Here is a 20,505-nt window from a genome sequence, read left to right as displayed (position 1 = left end):
CACCGCCCGGGACCGCTCCCCTACCTCGCCGTCGGGTACCGGGCGTCGGGCACCCCGACCGTCGCCCAGTCGGTGTCCGAGCCCAGGTGGAAGCTCGGGTAGGTCGGCTGGTTGTAACCGCTCTGCTGCCCGGCCACGCCCACCCGGTACTGCGGGTCGTGCATGAGGGTGTACAGCTTGCGGTCGGTCACCTCGGTGCTGGTGAGGACGCGCAGCGCCGTGCTGTCCCCGGTCCGCACGACCAGTTCCTCGCGCCAGTCGCCGAGCACGTCGGCGACCAGGGCCGGGTTGCCCTTCGTGCCGTTGTTGGTGTGGGTGCCCTCGGCGGTGCGCAGGGTGCCGCGGTTCCAGTCCTGGATCCTCGGGTCCCGCGTCCCCTCGACGATCTGGGTGGTCATGTCCGCGGCCCAGCGGATGCTCATGTTCGTGCCGGGTGTCCGGTCACCGAGGAACTCGCCGTCGGCGCTCCACAGGCCCGCCTCGATGTCGTCGCCGGGCGGCATCGAGGACCAGACCTCCAGCCCCGGGACCTCCGGGTCGATGTCGCCGGCCATGCCCCGGCCGGTGTCCGTGCCGGTGTACCCGCCGAAGAGCACCTCTCCGGTGGCGGCGTCGCGCATCGCGAACCCGTAGGGCACGCTCGCGGAGCCCTCGTGCACGGTCCAGGCCTCCAGGCCGTCCCGCTCGGGGTCGAGGTCGCCCACGTGCATCGCGTCGCCGTGGCCGAGCTTGACGTACTCTCCCGCGACGTCGCTCTCGGGGGGACCGTAGTCGTGGGAGGAGTAGAGCAGGGAGCCGTCGTCGTCCAGTGTCGCGGCGCCGTAGACGATCTCCTGGCGGCCGTCGCCGTCCACGTCGGCGGCGCTGAAGGAGTGGAAACCCTGGCCGGCCAGCGTTCCCGTCTCGGGGTCGGTGCCGTCACCGCCGTGCGGGGCGGCGTTGAACGGGTTGTCCATCGGCACGTGCCCGCTGTCCGCGATCCAGCGCTCGCGAATGGACTCGCCGTCGAAGTCGTAGGCCGCCACGGCCGCACGCGTGTAGTAGCCCCGGGCGAACACCGCCGACGGGCTGGTGCCGTCCAGGTAGGCCACGCCGGACAGGAACCGGTCCACCCGGTTGCCCGGCTCGATACGCGACATGGCGTAGTCGCCCCACATGAGGCCGTCATCGCCGCGCTCCGGTTCGTAGCGGACGGTGTCCAGTTCCGCTCCGGTCGCGCCGTCGAACACCGTCAGGTACTCGGGTCCGTCCACGACGAAGCCCTCGAAGTCCCGCAGGTCGTTCCTTCCGCTGCGCGAGGGCGCGTACTCGTCGATGAAGAAGTCGGCGAGGGACCCGGCGTCCTCCCGGGTCAGCGGGTAGTCGTGGCGCGGCTGCTCGCCGAAGGCCTCCTCCAGTGTCCGCGGCCAGTTCCCGGCCACGACCTCGGGGTGCTCGTGCCAGCCCAGGAACATCTCCACGACGTGCTCACGGTAGTCCTCGGCGCTCATCCGGTAGTCGTCGTCGTGCCCGTACCCGGCCTCGACGTCCTCCTCCGGCATGGTCACGAGGTCCTCGGACACCTCGCCGTCCCCGCCGAAGGTCAGCGACCTGCTGCCCGGGGCGGTCTTGAGCATCAGCTCCGAACGGCCGTCGCCGTCGAGGTCGTAGACCAGGAACTGCGTGTAGTGCGCGCCCGAGCGGATGTTCACGCCCAGGTCGACGCGGTGCAGCAGTTCCCCCTCCTGGGTGTAGGTGTCCACGTAGGTGTTGCCGGTGTAGCCCTTCTGGGAGACGTCCTTGGAGTTGGTGGGGTCCCACTTGACGACGAACTCGTAGCGGCCGTCCCCGTCCACGTCGCCGACGCTCACGTCGTTGGCGGTGTACCCGTACGCCTCCCCCGCCGGGGTCGTCCCGCCCTCGGGCTTGCTCAGGGCCAGGTCGTGGTGTCCCTCGCCCCACACGGCCGTCTCGCCCTCGGGCCCGGCGCCGGGTCTGCCCCGGGGCACCGGAACCACCCTGTACCCAGACTCCTCCGTGCCCTCCTCGTCCAGGAAGTTGGTGCTGTCCCGGACCACTCCGACGACCTTCCCGTCCCGGTACACCCGGAACAGCGGGCCCCGGAGACCCGAGCCCGTGTGCCCGGCGACCTCGGAGGCCAGCAGGCGCCAGCTCAGGAAAACGCCTTCCTCGACATCGACCGCGACCAGGCCCCGGTCCAGCCGTTCCAACTGGGTTCCGGACTGCTCCCGCGGCTCGGCCAGCGCGGTCGTGCTCGCCGCCATCAGCACCGCGCATACGCCTGCTATCAGCGGACTCGTTCTCAGGACGAAACGTGGGGGAATGCCCATGGGTACGCCTCCTCTATGGCTGGGGGGCGGCCCACCTTATAAGGCAAGCGCTTTCCAACCAAGACCCGTACGCACCACGACTTCCAGGAAGAAGCCGGAGTCACGGAACCCCGCCGCGGCGGCGGGAACGGAGCCCCGCGTGAAAATGGTTTGCCGGAACGGCATGGCCCGCTTCTAGGATGCCGGCATGGGCGACACCGGTAGTACCACCGACCTGACCGAGGGCAACCGACGGCACTGGGACGAGCGGGTTCCGATCCACACCGCGAGCGCGTTCTACGACCTCGACGGGTTCCGCGCCGGCGCCGAGCCCCTGGACCGGTTCCAGCTCGACGAACTCGGTGACGTCACCGGCCTCGACCTGGCCCACCTTCAGTGCCACATCGGTCTGGACACCCTGTCCTGGGCGCGCCACGGCGCCCGCGTCAGCGGTCTGGACTTCTCCGAGCCGGCCGTCCGGACGGCATCCGGCCTCGCCGTCGAGATCGGTCTGGGCCACCGGGCCCGCTTCGTCGCCGCCGACGTCTACGACGCCGTCGACGCGCTCGGCGCGGGCGCGTTCGACGTCGTCTACACCGGCACCGGCGCACTGATGTGGCTGCCCGACATCGACCGCTGGGCCCGCACCGTGGCCGGCCTGCTGCGCCCGGGCGGGCGGCTCTACCTGGCCGAGTTCCATCCGCTGACCGAGGTCCTCGACGACGGCGACGGTGTCACCGCCGTGCACGACTACTTCGCCCGCGAAGCGCGCACCTACGAGGTGTCGGGCTCCTACGCCGACGGGGAGACCGAGACCACGCACGACACCGCCACCGAGTGGCACCACACCCTCGGCGACGTCATCAGCGCCGTCGCCGGGGCCGGACTGCGGGTGGAGTTCGTCCACGAACACGACACGATCGCGTTCCGACGCTATGACGCGCTCGTCGCCGACGGCGCGCGCTTTCGCCGTCCCGACGGGTCCGCGCGCCTGCCGCTGACGTACTCGCTGGCCGCCTCCGCGCCCGCCGAGGCCCACCGGTCGGCGAGCTCGTACCCCACCAGGGCGACGGTGCGTCCCCACGCCTGACCGGCGATGGCCAGGTTCGGCCCGGCCTTCTGCCTGACGTTGACGCCCGGGGCCCTCCACCGCCCCGGGCTCAGTCGACGAGCGGCTGGGCGCTGCTGCCCCGCACCACCAGGTCGGTCGCCAGGTCCAGGCGCAGGTTGGCGGGAGTGGCCCCGCGTGCCAGGGTGAGCGCCATCCGGGTGGCCTCCTCGGCCATCTCGGTGAGCGGCTGGCGCACGGTGGTCAGCGGCGGGCCCATCCAGCGGGCCACCGGCAGGTCGTCGTAGCCGACCACGCTGAGGTCCTCGGGAATGCGCACCCCCAGTTCGCGGGCAGCCTCGTACAGGCCCATGGCCTGCAGGTCGTTGCCCGCGAAGATCGCCGTGGGCGGATCGTCCAGCCGCAGCAGTTCCCGGCCCCGGTCTCGGCCGCTCTCGACGTGGAAGTCGCCGTAGCGGATCAGTGCGGGGTCCGGCGTCAGACCGGCGGAGTCCAGCGCCGAGGAGTAACCGTCTATGCGAGCCTTGCTGCACAGCACGTGCCGGGGCCCGCCGACCACCCCGATACGCCGGTGTCCGAGTTCGAGGAGGTGGCGGGTCGCGACCAGGCCGCCGTTCCAGTTGGCCGACCCCACCGAGGGCATGTCGGGCCCCGGATCGCCCGCCGGGTCGACCACGACGAAGGGGATGCCACGAGCGGTCAGACGTGTGCGCTGCTCGGGCGCCAGGTCGGAGAAGACCAGGATCGCGGCGGTGGACTGGCGGGCGAGAACGGCGTCGACCCAGTCGTCGCGCGGGGTCTGGGCGCCGCCGGACTCGGTCAGCACGACGCTGAGGCCCTCGGCGCGCGCCACGCTCTCCACGCCGCGGATGACCTCGACCGCCCAGGCGCTGTCGAGCTCGTGGAAGACCAGGTCGATCATGGACGACCGGCCGCTGCCGGGGCCCCGGCGGCGCCGGTAGCCGTGGCGGCGGATCAGTTCCTCCACGCGTGCCCTGGTGTCGCTGGCCACGTCGGCCCGCCCGTTGAGCACCTTGGAGACCGTCGGCACCGAAACGCCGGCGGCTTCCGCAATTTTCGAGATGGTGACCGGCTCCGAGGGAGGCGTTCGCATGGAGTCGGGGGTCGGGTCTGCACTCACGATGCCTGATCCTACGCGGTCATGTCCGTGCTGTGGTGGTCCAGGTGACCCACCTCTCACTTGCCTATTGACGCCCCACGTCACGCCGCGTACATTCGGGCGCAAATATTTCGAAATACTTCCCGATAGTTTCGAAAGAGGAGTGGCCATGAGAACCCCCCGCCTAGGCTCCGTCGCCGGAGCGACGGCGCTCTGTCTGCTCGCCGCCACCGCCTGTTCAGGCGGCGGCGGTGGCGACGGCGATGACCGCATGCACGTGTGGATGTACCAGGACACGCTGGTCGTGGTGCAGGAGGGCGCCGTCGAACGGTTCAACGCGGAATCCGAGACCGAGGCCGTCATCGACGAGGTGCCCGGCGACAACTACGAGGAGCGCCTGCGCACCGCGATGGGCTCCAGCGAGCGGCCCGACGTGTTCTTCAACTGGGGCGGGGGCAGCATCGAGCCCTACGTCGAACAGGACATGCTCCAGCCCCTGGACGACATGCTGGCGGACAACCCCGAGTTCGCCGACTCCTTCATCCCCTCCATCCTGGAGGCGGGCCAGGTGAGCGGCGTCCAGTACGGCATCCCGCTGCGCGGCACCCAGCCGGTCATCCTCTTCTACAACGAGACGGTGTTCGAGGAGGCCGGCGTCGAGCCCCCCGAGACCTGGGATGACATCCTGGGCCTGGTCGACACCCTCCAGGAGGAGGGCGTCACCCCCTTCGCCCTGGCCGGGGCCGACCCCTGGACCGAGCAGATGTGGCTCCAGTACCTCGTGGACCGCATCGGCGGGCCGGAGGTGTTCGCACGCATCGTGGAGGGCGACTCCGAGGGCTGGCGCGACCCCGCCGTCCTGGAGGCCGCACAGATGGTCCAGGAACTGGTGGACGACGGCGCGTTCGGTGACTCCTACGCCTCCGTGAGCTACACCGAGGGCGCGGCCTCCGCCCTGCTGTCCGAGGGCCGGGCCGCCATGCACCTGATGGGCTCGTGGGAGTACTCCACCATTCTGGACCAGGACGAGGAGTTCGCGCGGGAGAACCTGGGGTACGTGGAGTTCCCGCCGATCGAGGGCGGCGAGGGCGACCCCGACAACGTGGTCGGCAACCCGACCAACTTCTTCTCGGTGACCGCCGAGACCGACCACATGGACGCGGCGCTGGAGTTCCTGACGTACACCTCGGAGGAGGAGTACGTGGCCGACATGGTCGAGAACGGCGAGGTGCCCACCACCACCAACGCCGAGGAGGCCGTGGCCGACAGCCCCAGCCCGGACTTCGCCACCTTCCAGTACGAGATGGTGCGCGACGCGCCGCACTTCCAGCTCTCCTGGGACCAGGCGCTGCCGCCGGAGGTGGCCACGCCGATGGTCACCGAGATCGAGTCGCTGTTCAACGGCCAGAGCACGCCCGAGCAGTTCGTCGACGCACTGGCGGCCCTGTGACCGGCCGCTCCAGCAGCCAGGAGACCGGTGACACCATGACCGGTAACCCGGCGGCCGAAGACCCCGGGGCGGGGAACCGCCCGCCCCGGGGCCCCCGGCCCGGCGGCCCGCGCGACGGTTCCGCCGCGCGGGCCGCCGCCCCCCGCACGGGGCGGCCGGGTCCGCTGTGGGCCGTCCCCGGGCTGCTGTACTTCGCCTTCTTCGCGGCCCTGCCGATGGTGCTGGTGGCCTACCTGTCCCTGACCAGCTGGGGCGGGCTGGGCACACCCCGCTTCATCGGTATGGAGAACTGGTCGCGCCTGGTCGCCGATCCCCTGATGCGCCAGGCCGTGTGGCTGAGCCTGATGCTGACCGCGCTCTCCTGGATCGTCCAGACCCCCATCAGCCTGCTGCTGGGAGTCTGGGCAGCCGGTCGGCAGCGCAGCCGCGCGGTGCTCTCGGCGGTCTTCTTCCTGCCGCTGCTGCTCTCCTCGGCGGCGATCGCACTCATCTGGAAGGCCCTGCTGGACCCCAACTTCGGCCCGCTGGCCTGGCTGGGTCCGCGCCTGGGCCTGGGGTCGGTGGACGTGCTGGGCGGGACGAACAGCGCGTTCCTGATGATCGTGTTCGTCAGTGCCTGGCAGTTCATCCCGTTGCACATGCTGCTCTACCAGGGCGGTGCCCGGCAGATCCCGCCGTCGCTGTACCAGGCGGCGGAGATCGACGGGGCGGGACGGCTGCTGGCGTTCTGGCACATCACACTGCCGCAGCTGCGGCACACCATCACCACCTCGTCGGTGCTGATGGTGGTGGGTTCGCTGACCTACTTCGACACCGTGCTCATCATGACCGGCGGCGGACCCGGGACCAGCACCACCATCGTCCCGTTCCTGATGTACCGGGCCGGGTTCGAGAGCTGGGAGCTGGGATACGCCAGCACCGTCGCGTTCACCCTGGTGTTGGTGGCGACGGTGGTCTCCCTGCTGATGGTCCGCTTCACCGGCTTCGGCAAAATGCGCAGTACCCGGGAGGGAATGTGAGCGTCCATACGGCCGAGAGGCCCTCCCCCCAGCAGCGTCCCGGCAGCCGGCGCCCCGCCGCCCTGCGGTGGCGGGCGGGCCGCCAGCGTCCCAACGTCCTGGGCTGGCTGGGCGCGCTGGTGTGGTTGGCCATCGTGGGGGTGCCGCTGTACGCGCTGCTCGTGGCCACGGTGCAGCGCACGGAGAACTACACCGCCGAGGGGCCGCTCACCCCGCCCTCGGACCCGACCCTGGAGAACTACGTCAAGGCGGTCGAGAACGGGGTCCTGGGGTTCGTGCTCAACACCGCGATCGTCACCGTCGCGGTGGTGGCGATCGTGCTGGTGCTCGCCGCCATGACCGGGTTCGCCGTGGTGCGCTCACGCACCCGGTGGACCTCGGGGGTGTTCCGGATGTTCCTGCTGGGGCTGGCGATCCCGTCCCAGGCGGTGATCATCCCGGTGTACCTGATCATCATCGAGCTGGGTCTGTACGACACGCTGACCGCAATCGTGCTGCCCACGGCGGCGTTCGCGCTGCCGGTGTGCGTACTGATCCTGGTGGGATCGATGCGCGACATCTCCGAGGATCTGTACGAGGCGATGGCCCTGGACGGCGCGGGTTCGGTGCGCACCTTCCTCCAGCTCGTGGTGCCGCTGTCGCGGTCCGGCCTGAGCACCATCGGCGTGTACGCCGCGCTCCAGGCCTGGAACGGGTTCCTGTTCCCGCTGATCCTCACCCAGTCCATGGACAGCCGGGTGATCACCATGGGCCTGTACGAGTTCCAGGGCGAGTACCGCGTGGACGTGCCCGGCCTGCTGACCGCGGTGGTGCTGGCGACCGTGCCGCTCTTCCTCGTGTACCTGTTCGCGCGCCGCTCCCTGGTGCAGGGAATGATGGGGGTCGGCGGCAAGTAGCTCCTCCGGCGGCCCCGGCCCCTCCCACCCGGCGGCCGCGGCCGCGCGCTCCCCGCGGCTTCTCTCCCCACACCCGGTGCCCTGCCCCTTGGTTTCGCTCCCCCCGAGGCAGGGCACCGGGCGTGTGTGGCCGCTGTCGCGCGGTGGAACGAGGGAATGTATGAGCGAACAGAGCATGGATCCGGCTTCTGTTGCGGAGTCGGAGCTGGCCACCCGGCGGGGGACGTTCCGCGCGGTGGCCTTCCGGGACCCGGTGGACGACCAGGAACACGTGGCCCTGGTGTTCGGCGAGGTCCTCGACTCCGAGGAGGTGCTGGTCCGTGTGCACTCGGAGTGCCTGACCGGGGACGCCTTCGGAGCACTGCGCTGCGAGTGCGGCGACCAGCTGGGAGCCGCTCTGGACGCGGTCGTGCGCGAGGGGCGGGGCGTGCTGGTCTACCTGCGCGGACACGAGGGGCGGGGCATCGGCCTGGTCGCCAAGGTGCGCACGCTCGCCCTGCAGGACCGGCTCGGCCTGGACACCGTGGACTCGGCGACCGAGCTGGGGCTGCCGGTGGACGTACGCGACTACGGCCCGGCGGCGCGGGTGCTGCTGTACCTGGGGGTGCGGTCGGTGCGGTTGATGTCGAACAACCCCGACAAGGCACGCGCCCTGGACGAGCACGGAATCAAGATCGTGGGGCGGGTCCCCCTGCTGATGCCCGCCCGCGCGGAGAACCTGGCCTACCTGACCGCCAAGCGCGACCGCCTGGGGCACGACCTACCGCACCTGGACGGAACACGCGGTTGAGGGCCGTGGATGAGCGGTCGGCCCTGGCCGCCGGTGCGTGCGCGCAGACGGCGGCACTGGTGGGCATCGCTGTGACCGTGGGCCTGGGAACGGCCGGCTGGGTGGCCGGGCTCACCTACCTGGTGGCGGGGACCGCGGTACTGGCGTGGGCGATGCGCCGCGCGGGCCACAGCGCCCTGGGACCCGCCGACCTGGTGACGCTGGTGCGGTCGGTGCTCATCGGCACGGTGACCGCGCTGGTGGCCGACGGCGGGCACGTGTGGCCGGTGGTGGCACTGGCTTCGGTGGCGCTGGCGCTGGACCTGGTCGACGGTCCGGTGGCTCGGGGAACCCGGACCGAGTCGTCCTTCGGGGCGCGGTTCGACATGGAGGCCGACGCGTTCCTGATCCTGGTGCTGAGCGTGCACGCGGCGCTCGCGCTGGGGCCGTGGGTGGCGGTGATCGGCGTGATGCGGTACGCGTTCGTGCTCGCCGGGCGTGCGGCTCCGTGGCTGCGGGCCCCGCTGCCACCGAGCCACATGCGCAAGGTGGTGGCCGCCGTCCAGGGGGTGGCCCTGGTGGCGGTCTCCTCCCGGCTCCTCCCCCACTGGGGGGCGGTCGCCGTGGCGGTCGGGGCGCTGGCCCTCCTGGTGTGGTCCTTCGGCCGCGACGCCGTGTGCCTGTGGCGGCGCCGACCACCGGTGGGACCCGCCGCACCGGCCGCCGACACGGGAAGCGAACGAGGAGGAGTATGAGCCGCACGGCACGGGCGTTCTGGGTGAGGTCACCGGGTGAGGGCGAGATCCGCGAGAGCGCGCTGCCCGGCCCCGGGCCCGGGGAGGTCCTGGTCCGCACCCTGTACTCGGGGGTGAGCCGGGCCACCGAGGCCCTGGTCTTCGGCGGGGGCGTGCCGCCGAGCCAGTACCGGCTCATGCGGGCGCCCTTCCAGGAGGGGGACTTCGACGGCGCGGTCAAGTACGGCTACCTCAGCGTCGGGGTGGTCGAGGAGGGACCACCCGGCCTGGCGGGACGCACGGTGTTCGCCCTCTACCCGCACCAGACGCGGTTCGTGCTCCCCGAGGAGTCGGTGCGGCGCGTGCCGGAGGACGTCCCGGCGCGGCGTGCGGTGCTGGCGGGGACGGTGGAGACGGCGGTGAACGCGCTGTGGGACGCCCCTCCGCTGCTGGGCGACCGGCTGACGGTGGTCGGCGCCGGGATGGTGGGCTGCTGCGTGGCGCGCCTGGCCGCCGGGGTGCCGGGAGTACGGGTGCAGTTGGTGGACGTGGATCCCGCTCGGGCGGAGGTCGCCGAGCGGCTCGGCGTGGAGTTCGCCCTGCCGGAGGAGGCCGGGAGCGGACGCGACCGGGTCTTCCACACCAGCGCCACCCAGGCCGGACTGGAGCGTGCTCTGGAGCTGGTCGCGGCCGAGGGCGAGGTGGTCGAGCTGAGCTGGTACGGCGACCGGCGGGTCAGCGTGCCGCTGGGCGAGTACTTCCACTCGCGCCGTCTGGCCGTACGCTCCAGCCAGGTCGGCGTGGTCGCGCCCGCGCGCAGGGACCGGCGCGGCCACGGCGGCCGGCTCGACCTGGCTCTGGAGCTGCTCGCCGACCCCGCCTTCGACTCGCTCGTCACCGGTGAGAGCCCCTTCGAGGACCTGCCGTCGGTGATGCCGCGCCTGGCCGGGGGCAGCCTGCCCGCACTGTGCCACCTGATCGTCCATCCGCGGCCGTGAACAGCCGCGACCACCGACCCCCGAGGGAGCACGTTCGTGTACAGCGTCACCGTCCGCGACCACATGATGGTCGCCCACAGTTTCCGGGGCGAGGTGTTCGGCCCCGCCCAGGGGCTGCACGGGGCCACGTTCGTCGTGGACGCCACCTTCCGCCGCCGTGAGCTGGACGAGGACAACATCGTGGTGGACATCGGCCTGGCCACAGGGGAGCTGAAGGCCGTGCTCGCCGAACTCGACTACCGCAACCTGGACGAGGAGCCGGACTTCGCCGGGGTGAACACCAGCACCGAGTTCCTGGCCGGGGTGATCGCGGACCGGCTGGTGGAGCGCCTCGACGCGCGGGCGCGCGGACTGGACGGGATCGCGGTGACCCTGCACGAGTCGCACGTGGCCTGGGCCGGCCACGAACGGGACCTGTGACCACCGTCCTCGTCGTACCGCCGGACTCGGTGCCCAGCGGCGGCAACACCTACGACCGGCGTCTGGCCGAGGCGCTCACCGGACTGGGGCGGCCGGTGCGCCGGGTCGTCGTCCACGGGGACTGGCCCCGGGCGGACGCCGACGCCCGCACCGGGCTCTCGCGCGTGCTGGCGGAGGTCCCCGACGGTGCGACGGCGGTCCTGGACGGGCTCGTCGCCTGCGGTGTCCCCGAGGTCCTGCTCCCCCACGCGTCCCGGTTGCGGCTGGTGGTCCTGGTACACCTGCCGCTGGCCGAGGAATGCGGCCTGTCCCCCTCCTCCGCACGCGACCTGGACGCCCGGGAGCGACGGGTGCTGCGCGCGGCCGCCGCCGTGGTGGCCACCAGCCGGTGGTCGGCGCGGCGGGTGGCCGACCGCCACGGACCGGACCGGGTACACGTGGTCGAGCCGGGGGTGGACCCGGCACCGCTCGCCCCCGGCGGAGACGGCACGCGGCTGCTGTGCGTGGCGTCGGTGACCCCGCGCAAGGGCCACGACCTGCTGCTGTCCGCGCTGGCCCGGTTGACGTCCCTGGAGTGGGAGTGCGCGTGCGTCGGCCCGGTCGGAGACCTGTCGGCCGACACGGGCTCGTCGGCCGCCTACGCCGAGCGCCTGCGCGCGCTGTGCCGCGATCTCGGTCCGCGAGGCCGGGTGTCCTTTCCCGGCGCGCTCCGGGGGGAGGAGCTGTCCGCCGCCTACGCCCGCGCCGACCTGCTGGTGCTGCCCTCCCGCGGGGAGACCTACGGCATGGTCGTGACCGAGGCGCTGGCGCGCGGTGTCCCCGTGGTGGCCGGCGACGTGGGCGGTGTGCCCGAGGCCCTGGGACACGATCCCCGGGGGGAGCGGCCCGGCATGCTCGTCCCTCCCGAGGACGCCTCCGCACTGGCCGGAGCGCTGCGCCGCTGGCTGACCAGTGCGGACCTGCGCGAGCGACTGCGGTGTTCCGCCCGTCTGCGACGCGGGGGGTTGGCAGGATGGGAGCGTGCGGCACGGGACATGGCCGCCGTCCTGGACCGGGAGGAGCCGCGTTGAGTACCACCGGGGTTCCGGCGTTCGCGCCGGAGTGGCTGGCGCTTCGGGAGAACGCCGACGCCGGGGCGCGTGCCACGGAGCCGCCCACGCTCCTGTACGGACACGGGCGGGTGGTGGCCGACCTGGGGTGCGGGACGGGCTCGCTGGGGCGCTGGCTGGCGCCGCGCCTGCCCGGGCCGCAGCGCTGGGTGCTCTTCGACCGCGACCAGGCACTGCTGGACCTGGCCCGGGGCGCGGTGCCCGCCACCGAGGTGGTCGCGCGGCGGCTCGACCTGGCCTCGTTGCGGGCCGCCGACCTGGTCGGGGTCACGCTGGTGGTGGCCTCGGCGCTGCTGGACCTGTTCACCCGCGCGGAACTGGAGACGCTCGCCGGGGCGGTCGCGGTGACGGGATGCCCGGCGCTGTTCTCGCTGTCGGTGTCGGGCCGGGTGGACCTCTCCCCCGCCGATCCGCTCGACCGTGCCTTCTCCGAGGCCTTCAACGCCCACCAGCGGCGGGAGGGGCGCCTGGGCCCGGACGCCGCCGGAGTCGCCGCTGCGGCCTTCGGGCACCTGGGCTACGGGGTGCGTACCTACCCGAGCCCGTGGCGGCTCGGTCCCGGTGAGGCGGAGTTGACGCGTGCCTGGCTGCGCGGCTGGGTGGGCGCGGCCGTGGAGCAGGACCCGTCGCTGCCCGGCGCGGAGTATCTGGCACGCCGCCTGGAGGAGTGTTCCCGGGGGAGACTGGAGGTCGTGGTCCACCACACGGACCTGCTGGCGCTGTCCCGGCCGCCGGAGTCCGCCGGGGCCGGGGAGGTCCGTCGGCCATGACGGGCGCCACACCCCACGGGTGGCCGGTGTGGGCACGGGCGCTGGCCGGGTTCGCCGTCCTGGCCGCGGTCGTGTGGTGGTACCCCGTCGAGGCCTTCACCGACGCCATGGGAGCGGTCGACGCCGGCGGGGTCCTGGCCGCGCTGGGCATCGGTGCGGTGACCACGACGCTGTCCGCCGCCCGCTGGCGGACGGTGGCGCGCGGGGTGGGGCTGCGGCTGCCGTTGCGGCACGCGGTCGCCGACTACTACCTGGCCGTGTTCCTCAACGCGGTGCTTCCCGCCGGGGTGCTCGGCGACGTGCACCGCGCTCTCAGCCACGGCCGCTACTCCGGTGACATGGGCCGCGGTGTGCGCGCGGTGGTGCTGGAGCGGATGGCCGGACAGGCGGTGCTGGCGGCCACCGGCGCGGCGCTGCTGTTCGTCCTGCCCGCCGCCCTGCTCGGCCCCGGGCTGCGCGCGCTCGGGGCGACGGCCGGGGTGCTCGCCGCGGTCGTCCTGGTGCTCGCGGTCGGCCTGCGGGTGGGCCGCGCGCGCCGGCCCCGGTGGTGGCGCGCCCTGCGCGCGGCAAAGGACGACGCCCGTGCGGGGCTGTTCGCGCGCGGGCCCCGGGTGGTGGTGCTGTCGGTGGCCGCGCTGGCAGGGTACGTGTCGCTGTTCCTGGTCGCCTCCCGTCTGGCGGGGGTCACCGCGCCCGTGCTCCAACTGGTACCGCTGCTGGTCCTGGCCCTGCTGGCCATGAGCCTGCCGGTGAACGTCGGCGGCTGGGGGCCGCGCGAGGCGGTCACCGCCCTGGCGTTCGGTGCGGCGGGACTGGGCTCACGGGAGGGGCTGACGGTGTCAGTGGTCTACGGGCTCCTGGCCCTGGTCGCCGCCCTTCCCGGCGCGGTGGTCCTGCTGGTGCGGCTCGTCCAGCGCCGCCAGGTACCCCGCGAAGGACTCGGCGAGGGCGGCGAGCAAGGCTCGCCCCTTGGCGGCCGTGGCCGGTGAGGGGCGACCGACCACCCCCGAGACGGTGTAGGCAGCCAACCCCACAGTGAGCACATGATCACGCCTGCCCGTGGTGTGATCGACGTGCTCGTACCCGGACCGGACCAGACGCGGACGGGTGTGCAGGAGCACCGAGGTCTCCAACTCCCCGGCATGCATAAGGCGGACGGGGCCGGCACGTCTCACCCGCCGTCACGCGCCAACCCGGGAAGCCCACCCGGAACGAAACAGCCGGCCGCGAACGCACAGTCACCGTGGACCACCGCGCCACTCTTTCGGGCAGGGGGCTACCCGCTCGCACAGTGGCTCACCGTGCGGGCCCCTTCCTGGGATCGGCCCGGGCGAAACCATCCGAAGCGGACCACGGAAAGGGTTCTGCGACCATGCCAGACATCCTCCTGCCCCGAGACTGGCCGGGAACGGGTACTCCCGAACCCCCGCGCGCGATCGGCGCGGGGAGGGTGATGTCCGCGCTGCGCAGCGCGGAGGCCCGCCGGGGCCGGGGCCGACCGGTCCCGGCCCCGCTCCGCGCGGTCGCCTCCTTGGAGGGAGTGGTGGGCGGGCACCGACTCCGCGTCAGCGCGCGGAGGCGAGGAAACGCCCGGTGGCCTCGGCCCACTCGCGGGGGCGCTCACTGGCCAGGGCGTGCCCGCAGTCGATCGGTACCAGGACGGAGCCGGTGATGCCCGCGGCCAGGCGCCGGTGGTCGGCGGGGGTCAGGAGCAGGTCGTCGGTGGGTGAGACCACCAGGGTCGGCACGCGGACGCGGCCGAGTTCCCCGCGCACGTCCAGTCCGCCGAGCAGCTCCAGGTGGGCCTCGGTACCCGGCGGTGTGCCGCAGCCGAAGAGGAGGACCTGCTCGCGCACCTGCTCTGGAGTGCGCTGGTCCAGCCACGCCCGGCTGTTGACCAGCAGGGACAGGTAGGAGGCGAGGGCATCGGAGTCCCCCGCGCGCACCAGGGCCCCCCAGGTGTCGGCGACCAGGCGCAGGCGGGGGTTGGCCGCGGCCAAGCCCGCCGACAGGACCAGGGCGTCGATCCGGTCGGGATGGCGCGTGGCCGTGCGCACGGCGACGGCCGACCCCATGGAGAACCCCGACACCGCGAAGGTGCTCAGGCCCGCCGCGTCAGCCGAGGCCACCAGCCGGTCGGCGAGCAGGTCGAGGGTGAGCGGCCCGGAGGGCAGCGGGACCCCGCCCGATCCCGGGTAGTCGGCGCCGACCACGGTGTGGCACTCGGCCAGGAGTTCGGGCAGCGGGCCGAAGCTGTCCCGGACGTCGCTGCCCGCGCCGTGGGCCAGCACCAGTCCGGGACCCGATCCCAGGATCAGGGGGTCGAGAGGAAGTGTCATACCAAGGATTATCACGGAGAACGAAGGGTTGGTTACACAGGGGAAGGGAGTGCCCCGGATTCGGGTGTCGCCCGGTTCAGGCCGCCGTCTCGGCCGGCACGGCGGCGAGGGCCTTCAGCCGCGGGCTCCTGGGGATGTGCACGCCGCGCGGGGTGAGGCGGGGCGAGTTGACATGCCGCCAATGCGCGGGCGCCCGCGCGGACGGGCTGAGCCGGCGGCGTTCTCCCGGACGGGCGCGCCCTGCCCCGGCGCCCCCGTCCGGGCCCTCACCGTGGTCCGGCGCGCGGTCCCCGGAAGGGGCGGATGCGCCGCCCGCACCCAGGCGGAACGGTCCACTACCAGTACGGGTAGTGGACCGTCCCTCCGCCCGCTCCTAGCATCGGACCCGCCGGACAAGCACTTCTTCCACCCCTTCCACCCCTGCTCCTGAGTGAGGACCCATGTCCGAGAGCACCGCCGCGTACACGCTCGAGAACGGCCTTCGCGAGCTCCTCGACAGGCACGGGAGTCTCCTGCGCGAGGCGCTGTCCGCCCTTTCCACCCGGGTGTACTGGGCGGCCTACGAGGAGGACCGCGACTCCTACGGCCCCGACGCGGCGGCAAGGGCCGCGGACGCCTTCCGGGGGCTGCTCGGACAGCACTTCGCACTGGACCAGCCCGGTGAGGACGGCATGGTCGGACCGGACCCGGAGTCCGGCGGCGAGACGTCCCCGTTCGGTTTCCCCTTGCGGATCTCCTATCCCCACGCCGACCCGGACGTGCTCCTGCCCGCCATGGTGGAGGCGGCGCGGCCCTGGGCGGTGCTGTCTCCATGGCTCCGGGCGGCGGTGTGCGCGGAGATCCTGGCCCGGATCAACGCCCGGTCCCACGAGATCGCGTTGACCGCGACGCACACCAGCGGACAGGGGGAGCTCATGGCCTTCCACGCCGGGGCCGTCCACGCCCAGGACCGGGGGTTGGAGGCGGTTGCGCAGGTCCTGGGTGAGCAGACGCGGTTGCCGGAGCGGGTCGTCTGGCGTAAGCCGACCGCTGCCGGGGAGGAGGTCCAGGTCAAGGAGTTCACCGTGGTCCCCCGCGAGGTGGGGCTGGTGGTGGCCGGGCGGGTGGTACCGGCCTGGAGCGCCTACCCGGGGCTGTTCGCCTCCCTGGCCGCGGGCAGCGCCGTGCTCGTCAAACCGCATCCGGACGCGGTGCTCCCCCTGGCGCTGACCGTCCGCATCGCACGCGGGGTCCTGCGCGAATACGGCCTGTGTCCCGACACCGTGTGCCTGGCACCGGAGCTGCCCGGTGAGGGCCTGGCCCGCGACCTGGCCCTCAGACCCGGGGTGGGCGTGGTCGACTACACGGGTTCCGCGCCGTTCGGAACCTGGCTGGAGGAGAACGTCCGGCCGGGCACGACCGTCCTGGCGAGCAACGGCGCGGTCAACTCCGTCCTGGTCGACTCCACCGACGACTACCGCGGCATGGTCGCCAACCTGGCCTTCACCCTGGCCCTGTACAGCGGGCGGCTGTGCACCGCGCCGCAGAACCTGTTCGTCCCCGAGCGGGGGATTGACACCGACGAGGGGCACAAGGACCTGTCCACCCTCGTCACCGACCTGGGGGCCGAGGTAGCGGTCCTGCTCGGCCGGGGCGGGGAGGCCGCCGAGCTGTTGGGGGCCCTGCCCGACGCCGAGTCCGTGCGGGCGTGGGAGGAGGCGGCCTCCGGAAGGATGGGCGAGGTCCTGTTCACCGGTCCGGAGACGACGCACCCCGACCACCGGGGAGCCGCGGTGCGGCCCCCCGTGGCCGTGCTCGTCGCACCGGGCTCTCCACCGCTGTACCGGGAGCATCCGGCGCCGATCCTCTTCGTTGTCCCCGTCCTCTCGGCGGAGGTGGCCCTGGAGTCCGTTCAGGACATCGCGCTGACCAGTGGTTCCTTCGTGCTCGGCGTGCACACCGCCCGGGAGGGGGTGGAGCGGGAGGCCGAGGCCGCGGCCCGTGCGTGCGGAGTGGGGGTGTCGCTCAACCTCACCGGCTCCTGGCTCATGACCCAGTCGTCGGTCTTCTCCGATCTGCACGGCAGCGGGCTCAACCCGGCGTCGAACTTCGGCGGTTCGCGGGGCGTGTTCGCCACGACCCGCTTCTCGGTGACAGGGGTGCGCCGCTCGGTGGGGTCAGCCGAAGCCGACCAGGTCGTGGCGGCGGATGATGTGCAGGAGCTCCATCCGTGAACCGACACCGTAGGCCCGGAAGAGCTTCTTGAGGTGGTAGTTGACGGTGTTGGGCGAGATGGTCAGGCGGCGCGCGACCTGGCGGTTGGTCAGCCCCTCGGCGACCAGATCGACGATGGAGCGCTCCTGCTCCGTGAGGGGGCGGACCCGCCGCTGGTCGCGTACCGGCGGTCCGTCCGCCCCGGGACCGGTCCGGGGCTCGGGCACGGCCTCGGGCAGGGGCCGCGTCCGGGGCCCGGGGGTGTGGGACTCCCGCCGCATGATCAGCCGGAAGTCCTCGGGGACCATGGAGGAGATCACCCGGCGGGCCAGGGGGCTGGAGAAGTCGAGGTCGGGCCCGGGTTTGAGCAGGCCCGCCCAGCGCGCCTCCTCGATGAGCGGCAGGAGCTCGGTCGGACGCATTCCCAGGAACGCCAGGAACCGGTCGAGGGCCACCCTGTCGCCCAGCACGGCCCTGACCTTGAGGAACTGTCGGCACTCGGCGGAGCACTCGTCCAGCACCGCCTCGGCCCAGTGGTAGAGCCTCTGGGGCAGCCGGTCCGCGGCCAGGCGGCCCCACGACCCGTCGACCAGGACCGAACGCTCCTCCAGCAGGCCGTGGAGGAGTTCAACCACCAGTTGGGGGTTGCCCGAGGCCTGTCCCACCAGGTCGACCAGCGCGGGAGCGGGGTCGGCGCCCAGGATGTCGCGGGTCAGCTCGTGGACTTCGCCCGGGGCGAGCGGCCCGAGGGCGATCCGCACCGTCTGCCGGCTCGGCGTGGACAGGTGCGCATCGAAGCGCCGTGTCCTGGCGCCGGGCTTCCGGGCCACCAGCCATACGCTTCCGTGACCGTTCTGGTCCCATAACAGGGCGAGGTTCCTGACCTCCAGGTCGCTCAGCCGGTCAGCGTCGTCGACCACGGTCAGGAAGCGCTCGGCCGGGTCGGCCGAGGCCCCGTCCGGACCGGCGGCGAACCTGCTCAGGAGGCCCCCGGTGTTGACGCGGTAACCGTACGCCCTGGCGAGATCGATGCACTCCTGGAGGAACCGCGTGCGGCCGGAACCGACGCTCCCCTCCACGAGGACGAGGACGCCGCACCGTCCCGGGACGCGGTCGAGGACGCTGGCGACCCTGGCCAGTTCCCGGTCAAGGCCGCGCAGGGGGCGCCCGCTCCCGGTCGGCGCGGTGAGCGGGCCACAGACTGCGTTCATTACGACTGATCTCCTGTCGACGTGTTCACACTGCCGTGGTGGGGTCGGTGACACGGACCGGGGCAGGGGTCCGCGGGTCGGAAGGAGGCCGCGCCTCAGTCCCGGGAGGGATCCGGGAGGACATCCTCCAGCAGAGCGGCGAACTCGTCGGCGTCGGGCTTGGTGTCGCTCAGCAGGGTGTGCAGGAGGACGCCGTCGATGACCCCCGCCACGATCCGGACCCGCACGGAGTCGTCGGTGTAACACCGGGCGAACGCCGAGACCGCCGCCAGCCAGCGGTCCGTGGCCTCGCGCAGGTGGGGTCGGCGGGCGGCCAGCAGGAACAGCTCGTACTCGGCCAGCAGGCGGCCCGGGTCGGCGGCGACCCTGGACAGCAGCTCGGCCAGGTCGCGTCGGCGGTCGCCTCCCGAGGACATGCGGCGCATCCGTTCGGAGTCCTCGTCCATCACGCTGGTCAGGGCCGCGGTCAGCAGGTCGCCCAGACCGGTGAAGTAGTAGGTGGTGGCGGAGGTGGGCACCCCCGCCTCCTGGGAGACCGTGCGGTGGCTGACCCCGGCCACCCCGTCGCGTTCGATGACGCGCAGGGTGGCCTCGATCAGGTTCTTGCGCCGCTGCTCGCCCTTCAGGCGGCGTCCGTCCGACTGCTTCAACGCTTCTCCTTCAGTTCCTGGTGGATGCTGTCGCGGGGCGGGGGCGGCGCCGACCCCGGAAGCCCTCTCACCCGGCGGTACCCGCCGCCTCCTCCTGGGATCCCTGTGCCCGCCGTGCCTGCCGGGCGCGTTCCTGGGCCTGGCCCAGGAGCGGTGCGCCCACCAGGGCCAGGAGCAGTGCGACGGCGCCGGCGACGACCGCGACGAGGAAACCGCCGGTGGTGCCGTACTCCTCCACCGCCAGGCCGGAGGAGAAGGTGCCGATGGCGGTACCGATGGTCAGGCCTGTCAGGGCCCAGGTCATACCCTCCGTCAGCTTGGACGGCGGGACGATCCTTTCGATCAGCGTCATCACCAGGATCATCGTGGGGGCGAAGAATATCCCCGCGAAGAACACGGCCACGGACAGGGTCCAGATGCCGCCGACCACCAGGAAGGGCAGGGTGGTCACGAAAGTTCCCGCCACGGCCACGATCAGCATCATGTGGGACCTCCAGGGGAGGTTCAGCGCTCCGAAGGTCAGACCGGACACCGCCGAACCCACCGCGTAGGCCGACAGCACGATACCGGTGGCGCTGACCACGCCGAGCGACTCGGCGAAGGCCACGGCGACCACGTCGACGGCGCCCACGATCACGCCTGCGGCGAGCAGGGTCAGGACCAGGACCACGAGGGCGCCGTTGAACGCTCCCACCCTCTTGGCGCCGTGCGGCTCCGGGACCCGTACCGGCGGTTCCGTACCGCGCTGGGCCACGAACAGGGCGACGCCCAGGGCCAGGAAGGCGGCCGCGGCCAGCGGACCGGCCTGCGCGAAGGCCATGGTGCTCAGCACCACCGACAGTGCCGGGCCGGTGATGAAGGTGAGTTCGTCGGCCACGGACTCGAAGGAGTAGGCGGTGTGCAGCCTGGGCGAACCGCGCAGCAGTTCGGTCCAGCGCGACCGGGACATCGCTGACATGTTCGGCATGGTCCCGGCGGGGACCGCGAAGGCGAAGAGGGCCCAGCCCGGCGCGTCGAACTGCACGCACAACAGCATCAGGAGCAGGGAGAGGACGCTGATCGCGGCGGCCGGGGGCAGGATCCGCCGCTGGCCGTGGCGGTCGGCCAGGCGTGAGACCTGCGGTGTGATCAGCGCCATGGACAGGGTGAAGGTGGCGGCGACCGCGCCCGCCAGGGCGTAGCTGCCGTGCGTGGTGGACAGCATCGTGATGATGCCGATGTTGGTCATGGCCACGGGCATGCGCCCGAGGAGACCGGCGACGGTGAAGCCCTTGGCTCCACGCACCGCGAAGATCTGCGCGTACGGGTTGGGCATAACGGAGGGGTCCTTCCGTGGATACGGGTTCATGGCCCTGGTGCGCCCCAAACAACTGGGACACTCGTCCTAATTTCTAACCGATGCCGTCTGCGCGCAAGCCAAAGTGACGCACCCCACAGGATCGCCCCCCA

At 72.5% G+C, this 20,505-nt stretch carries 18 protein-coding genes and 1 pseudogene; 12 read left to right on the top strand and 7 right to left on the bottom strand.

Annotated features, from left to right (window positions below):
* Positions 1-20: 20 nt before the first annotated feature.
* On the bottom strand, positions 21-2,330 hold the full coding sequence (locus FYX01_RS09485) for a rhamnogalacturonan lyase (protein WP_190394249.1): 2,310 nt from the start codon (positions 2,328-2,330) through the stop codon (positions 21-23).
* 187 nt (positions 2,331-2,517) lie between these two features.
* Here FYX01_RS09485 and FYX01_RS09480 point away from each other — a divergent pair, with 187 nt between their 5' ends.
* Positions 2,518-3,399, top strand: a complete 882-nt coding sequence (locus FYX01_RS09480) for a class I SAM-dependent methyltransferase (RefSeq protein ID WP_150239655.1) — start codon at positions 2,518-2,520, stop codon at positions 3,397-3,399.
* A 70-nt stretch (positions 3,400-3,469) separates the two neighbouring features.
* Here FYX01_RS09480 and FYX01_RS09475 read toward each other — a convergent pair whose 3' ends face one another.
* Positions 3,470-4,492: a LacI family DNA-binding transcriptional regulator gene (locus FYX01_RS09475; RefSeq protein ID WP_150240068.1), complete on the bottom strand. Its 1,023-nt coding sequence runs from the start codon at positions 4,490-4,492 to the stop codon at positions 3,470-3,472.
* A 175-nt stretch (positions 4,493-4,667) separates the two neighbouring features.
* Between FYX01_RS09475 and FYX01_RS09470 the strand changes: the two genes are divergently transcribed.
* The 10 genes from FYX01_RS09470 to FYX01_RS09425 all read left to right on the top strand — a co-directional run bounded on the left by FYX01_RS09470 (position 4,668) and on the right by FYX01_RS09425 (position 13,652).
* Entirely contained in the window at positions 4,668-5,948 is a 1,281-nt protein-coding gene (locus FYX01_RS09470; RefSeq protein WP_150239653.1) for an extracellular solute-binding protein, read from the top strand.
* Positions 5,945-6,967, top strand: a complete 1,023-nt coding sequence (locus FYX01_RS09465; RefSeq protein ID WP_150239651.1) for a carbohydrate ABC transporter permease — start codon at positions 5,945-5,947, stop codon at positions 6,965-6,967. Before FYX01_RS09470 ends, FYX01_RS09465 begins: the two co-directional genes overlap by 4 nt.
* The gene (locus tag FYX01_RS09460) at positions 6,964-7,863 is read left to right on the top strand and encodes a carbohydrate ABC transporter permease (RefSeq protein WP_150239649.1); all 900 of its coding nucleotides are present in this window, start codon (positions 6,964-6,966) and stop codon (positions 7,861-7,863) included. The genes FYX01_RS09465 and FYX01_RS09460 overlap by 4 nt, the downstream gene beginning before the upstream one ends.
* 160 nt (positions 7,864-8,023) lie before the next feature.
* Complete coding sequence (gene ribA, locus FYX01_RS09455; protein WP_150239647.1) at positions 8,024-8,653, top strand: GTP cyclohydrolase II; 630 nt, start codon at positions 8,024-8,026, stop codon at positions 8,651-8,653.
* Entirely contained in the window at positions 8,650-9,387 is a 738-nt protein-coding gene (locus FYX01_RS09450) for a CDP-alcohol phosphatidyltransferase family protein (RefSeq protein WP_394350446.1), read from the top strand. Before ribA ends, FYX01_RS09450 begins: the two co-directional genes overlap by 4 nt.
* Entirely contained in the window at positions 9,384-10,364 is a 981-nt protein-coding gene (locus tag FYX01_RS09445; protein ID WP_150239645.1) for a zinc-dependent alcohol dehydrogenase, read from the top strand. The genes FYX01_RS09450 and FYX01_RS09445 overlap by 4 nt, the downstream gene beginning before the upstream one ends.
* A 36-nt stretch (positions 10,365-10,400) precedes the next feature.
* On the top strand, positions 10,401-10,784 hold the full coding sequence (locus FYX01_RS09440) for a 6-pyruvoyl trahydropterin synthase family protein (protein WP_150239643.1): 384 nt from the start codon (positions 10,401-10,403) through the stop codon (positions 10,782-10,784).
* Positions 10,781-11,854 carry a glycosyltransferase family 4 protein gene (locus FYX01_RS09435; RefSeq protein WP_150239641.1) on the top strand — a complete coding sequence of 358 codons (1,074 nt, stop codon included), beginning with the start codon at positions 10,781-10,783 and terminating at the stop codon, positions 11,852-11,854. The genes FYX01_RS09440 and FYX01_RS09435 overlap by 4 nt, the downstream gene beginning before the upstream one ends.
* On the top strand, positions 11,851-12,663 hold the full coding sequence (locus FYX01_RS09430; protein WP_223830375.1) for a class I SAM-dependent methyltransferase: 813 nt from the start codon (positions 11,851-11,853) through the stop codon (positions 12,661-12,663). Before FYX01_RS09435 ends, FYX01_RS09430 begins: the two co-directional genes overlap by 4 nt.
* Positions 12,660-13,652 (top strand): lysylphosphatidylglycerol synthase transmembrane domain-containing protein, encoded by a 993-nt coding sequence (locus FYX01_RS09425; protein WP_223830374.1) that lies wholly within the window; start codon positions 12,660-12,662, stop codon positions 13,650-13,652. Before FYX01_RS09430 ends, FYX01_RS09425 begins: the two co-directional genes overlap by 4 nt.
* Here FYX01_RS09425 and FYX01_RS09420 read toward each other — a convergent pair.
* Together FYX01_RS09420 and FYX01_RS09415 are read right to left on the bottom strand one after the other, a co-directional pair.
* Positions 13,572-13,811 (bottom strand): annotated as a pseudogene (locus FYX01_RS09420) (creatininase family protein); the annotation flags it as partial. The gene FYX01_RS09425 and the pseudogene FYX01_RS09420 sit on opposite strands and share 81 nt — an antisense overlap.
* A 417-nt stretch (positions 13,812-14,228) precedes the next feature.
* Positions 14,229-15,002 carry an alpha/beta fold hydrolase gene (locus FYX01_RS09415; RefSeq protein WP_150239638.1) on the bottom strand — a complete coding sequence of 258 codons (774 nt, stop codon included), beginning with the start codon at positions 15,000-15,002 and terminating at the stop codon, positions 14,229-14,231.
* A gap of 440 nt (positions 15,003-15,442) precedes the next feature.
* Between FYX01_RS09415 and FYX01_RS09410 the strand changes: the two genes are divergently transcribed.
* Positions 15,443-17,215: an aldehyde dehydrogenase family protein gene (locus tag FYX01_RS09410; protein WP_150239636.1), complete on the top strand. Its 1,773-nt coding sequence runs from the start codon at positions 15,443-15,445 to the stop codon at positions 17,213-17,215.
* Here the strand turns inward: FYX01_RS09410 and FYX01_RS26570 are convergent.
* The 3 genes from FYX01_RS26570 to FYX01_RS09395 all read right to left on the bottom strand — a co-directional run bounded on the left by FYX01_RS26570 (position 17,159) and on the right by FYX01_RS09395 (position 20,371).
* Entirely contained in the window at positions 17,159-18,406 is a 1,248-nt protein-coding gene (locus tag FYX01_RS26570; RefSeq protein WP_223830373.1) for a helix-turn-helix transcriptional regulator, read from the bottom strand. The genes FYX01_RS09410 and FYX01_RS26570 overlap by 57 nt on opposite strands.
* A 95-nt stretch (positions 18,407-18,501) precedes the next feature.
* Entirely contained in the window at positions 18,502-18,966 is a 465-nt protein-coding gene (locus FYX01_RS09400; protein WP_223830395.1) for a TetR/AcrR family transcriptional regulator, read from the bottom strand.
* A gap of 157 nt (positions 18,967-19,123) precedes the next feature.
* Entirely contained in the window at positions 19,124-20,371 is a 1,248-nt protein-coding gene (locus FYX01_RS09395; RefSeq protein WP_150239634.1) for an MFS transporter, read from the bottom strand.
* Between the last annotated feature and the right edge of the window lie 134 nt (positions 20,372-20,505).

Origin of the sequence: Nocardiopsis quinghaiensis (assembly GCF_008638365.1) — a bacterium.
GTDB classification, from domain to species: Bacteria; Actinomycetota; Actinomycetes; order Streptosporangiales; family Streptosporangiaceae; genus Nocardiopsis; species Nocardiopsis quinghaiensis.
Note: the sequence above shows the minus strand (reverse complement) of the source record. Positions and strands in the feature narration are given on the sequence as shown.

Excerpts from the sequence above, each read along its gene's own strand:
- FYX01_RS09485 (WP_190394249.1), bottom strand. The coding sequence starts at position 2,330 with ATGGGCATTCCCCCACGTTTCGTCCTGAGAACGAGTCCGCTGATAGCA.
- FYX01_RS09480 (WP_150239655.1), top strand. The coding sequence starts at position 2,518 with ATGGGCGACACCGGTAGTACCACCGACCTGACCGAGGGCAACCGACGG.
- FYX01_RS09475 (WP_150240068.1), bottom strand. The coding sequence starts at position 4,492 with ATGCGAACGCCTCCCTCGGAGCCGGTCACCATCTCGAAAATTGCGGAA.
- FYX01_RS09470 (WP_150239653.1), top strand. The coding sequence starts at position 4,668 with ATGAGAACCCCCCGCCTAGGCTCCGTCGCCGGAGCGACGGCGCTCTGT.
- ribA (WP_150239647.1), top strand. The coding sequence starts at position 8,024 with ATGAGCGAACAGAGCATGGATCCGGCTTCTGTTGCGGAGTCGGAGCTG.
- FYX01_RS09445 (WP_150239645.1), top strand. The coding sequence starts at position 9,384 with ATGAGCCGCACGGCACGGGCGTTCTGGGTGAGGTCACCGGGTGAGGGC.
- FYX01_RS09425 (WP_223830374.1), top strand. The coding sequence starts at position 12,660 with ATGACGGGCGCCACACCCCACGGGTGGCCGGTGTGGGCACGGGCGCTG.
- FYX01_RS09415 (WP_150239638.1), bottom strand. The coding sequence starts at position 15,002 with ATGACACTTCCTCTCGACCCCCTGATCCTGGGATCGGGTCCCGGACTG.
- FYX01_RS09410 (WP_150239636.1), top strand. The coding sequence starts at position 15,443 with ATGTCCGAGAGCACCGCCGCGTACACGCTCGAGAACGGCCTTCGCGAG.
- FYX01_RS26570 (WP_223830373.1), bottom strand. The coding sequence starts at position 18,406 with ATGAACGCAGTCTGTGGCCCGCTCACCGCGCCGACCGGGAGCGGGCGC.
- FYX01_RS09395 (WP_150239634.1), bottom strand. The coding sequence starts at position 20,371 with ATGCCCAACCCGTACGCGCAGATCTTCGCGGTGCGTGGAGCCAAGGGC.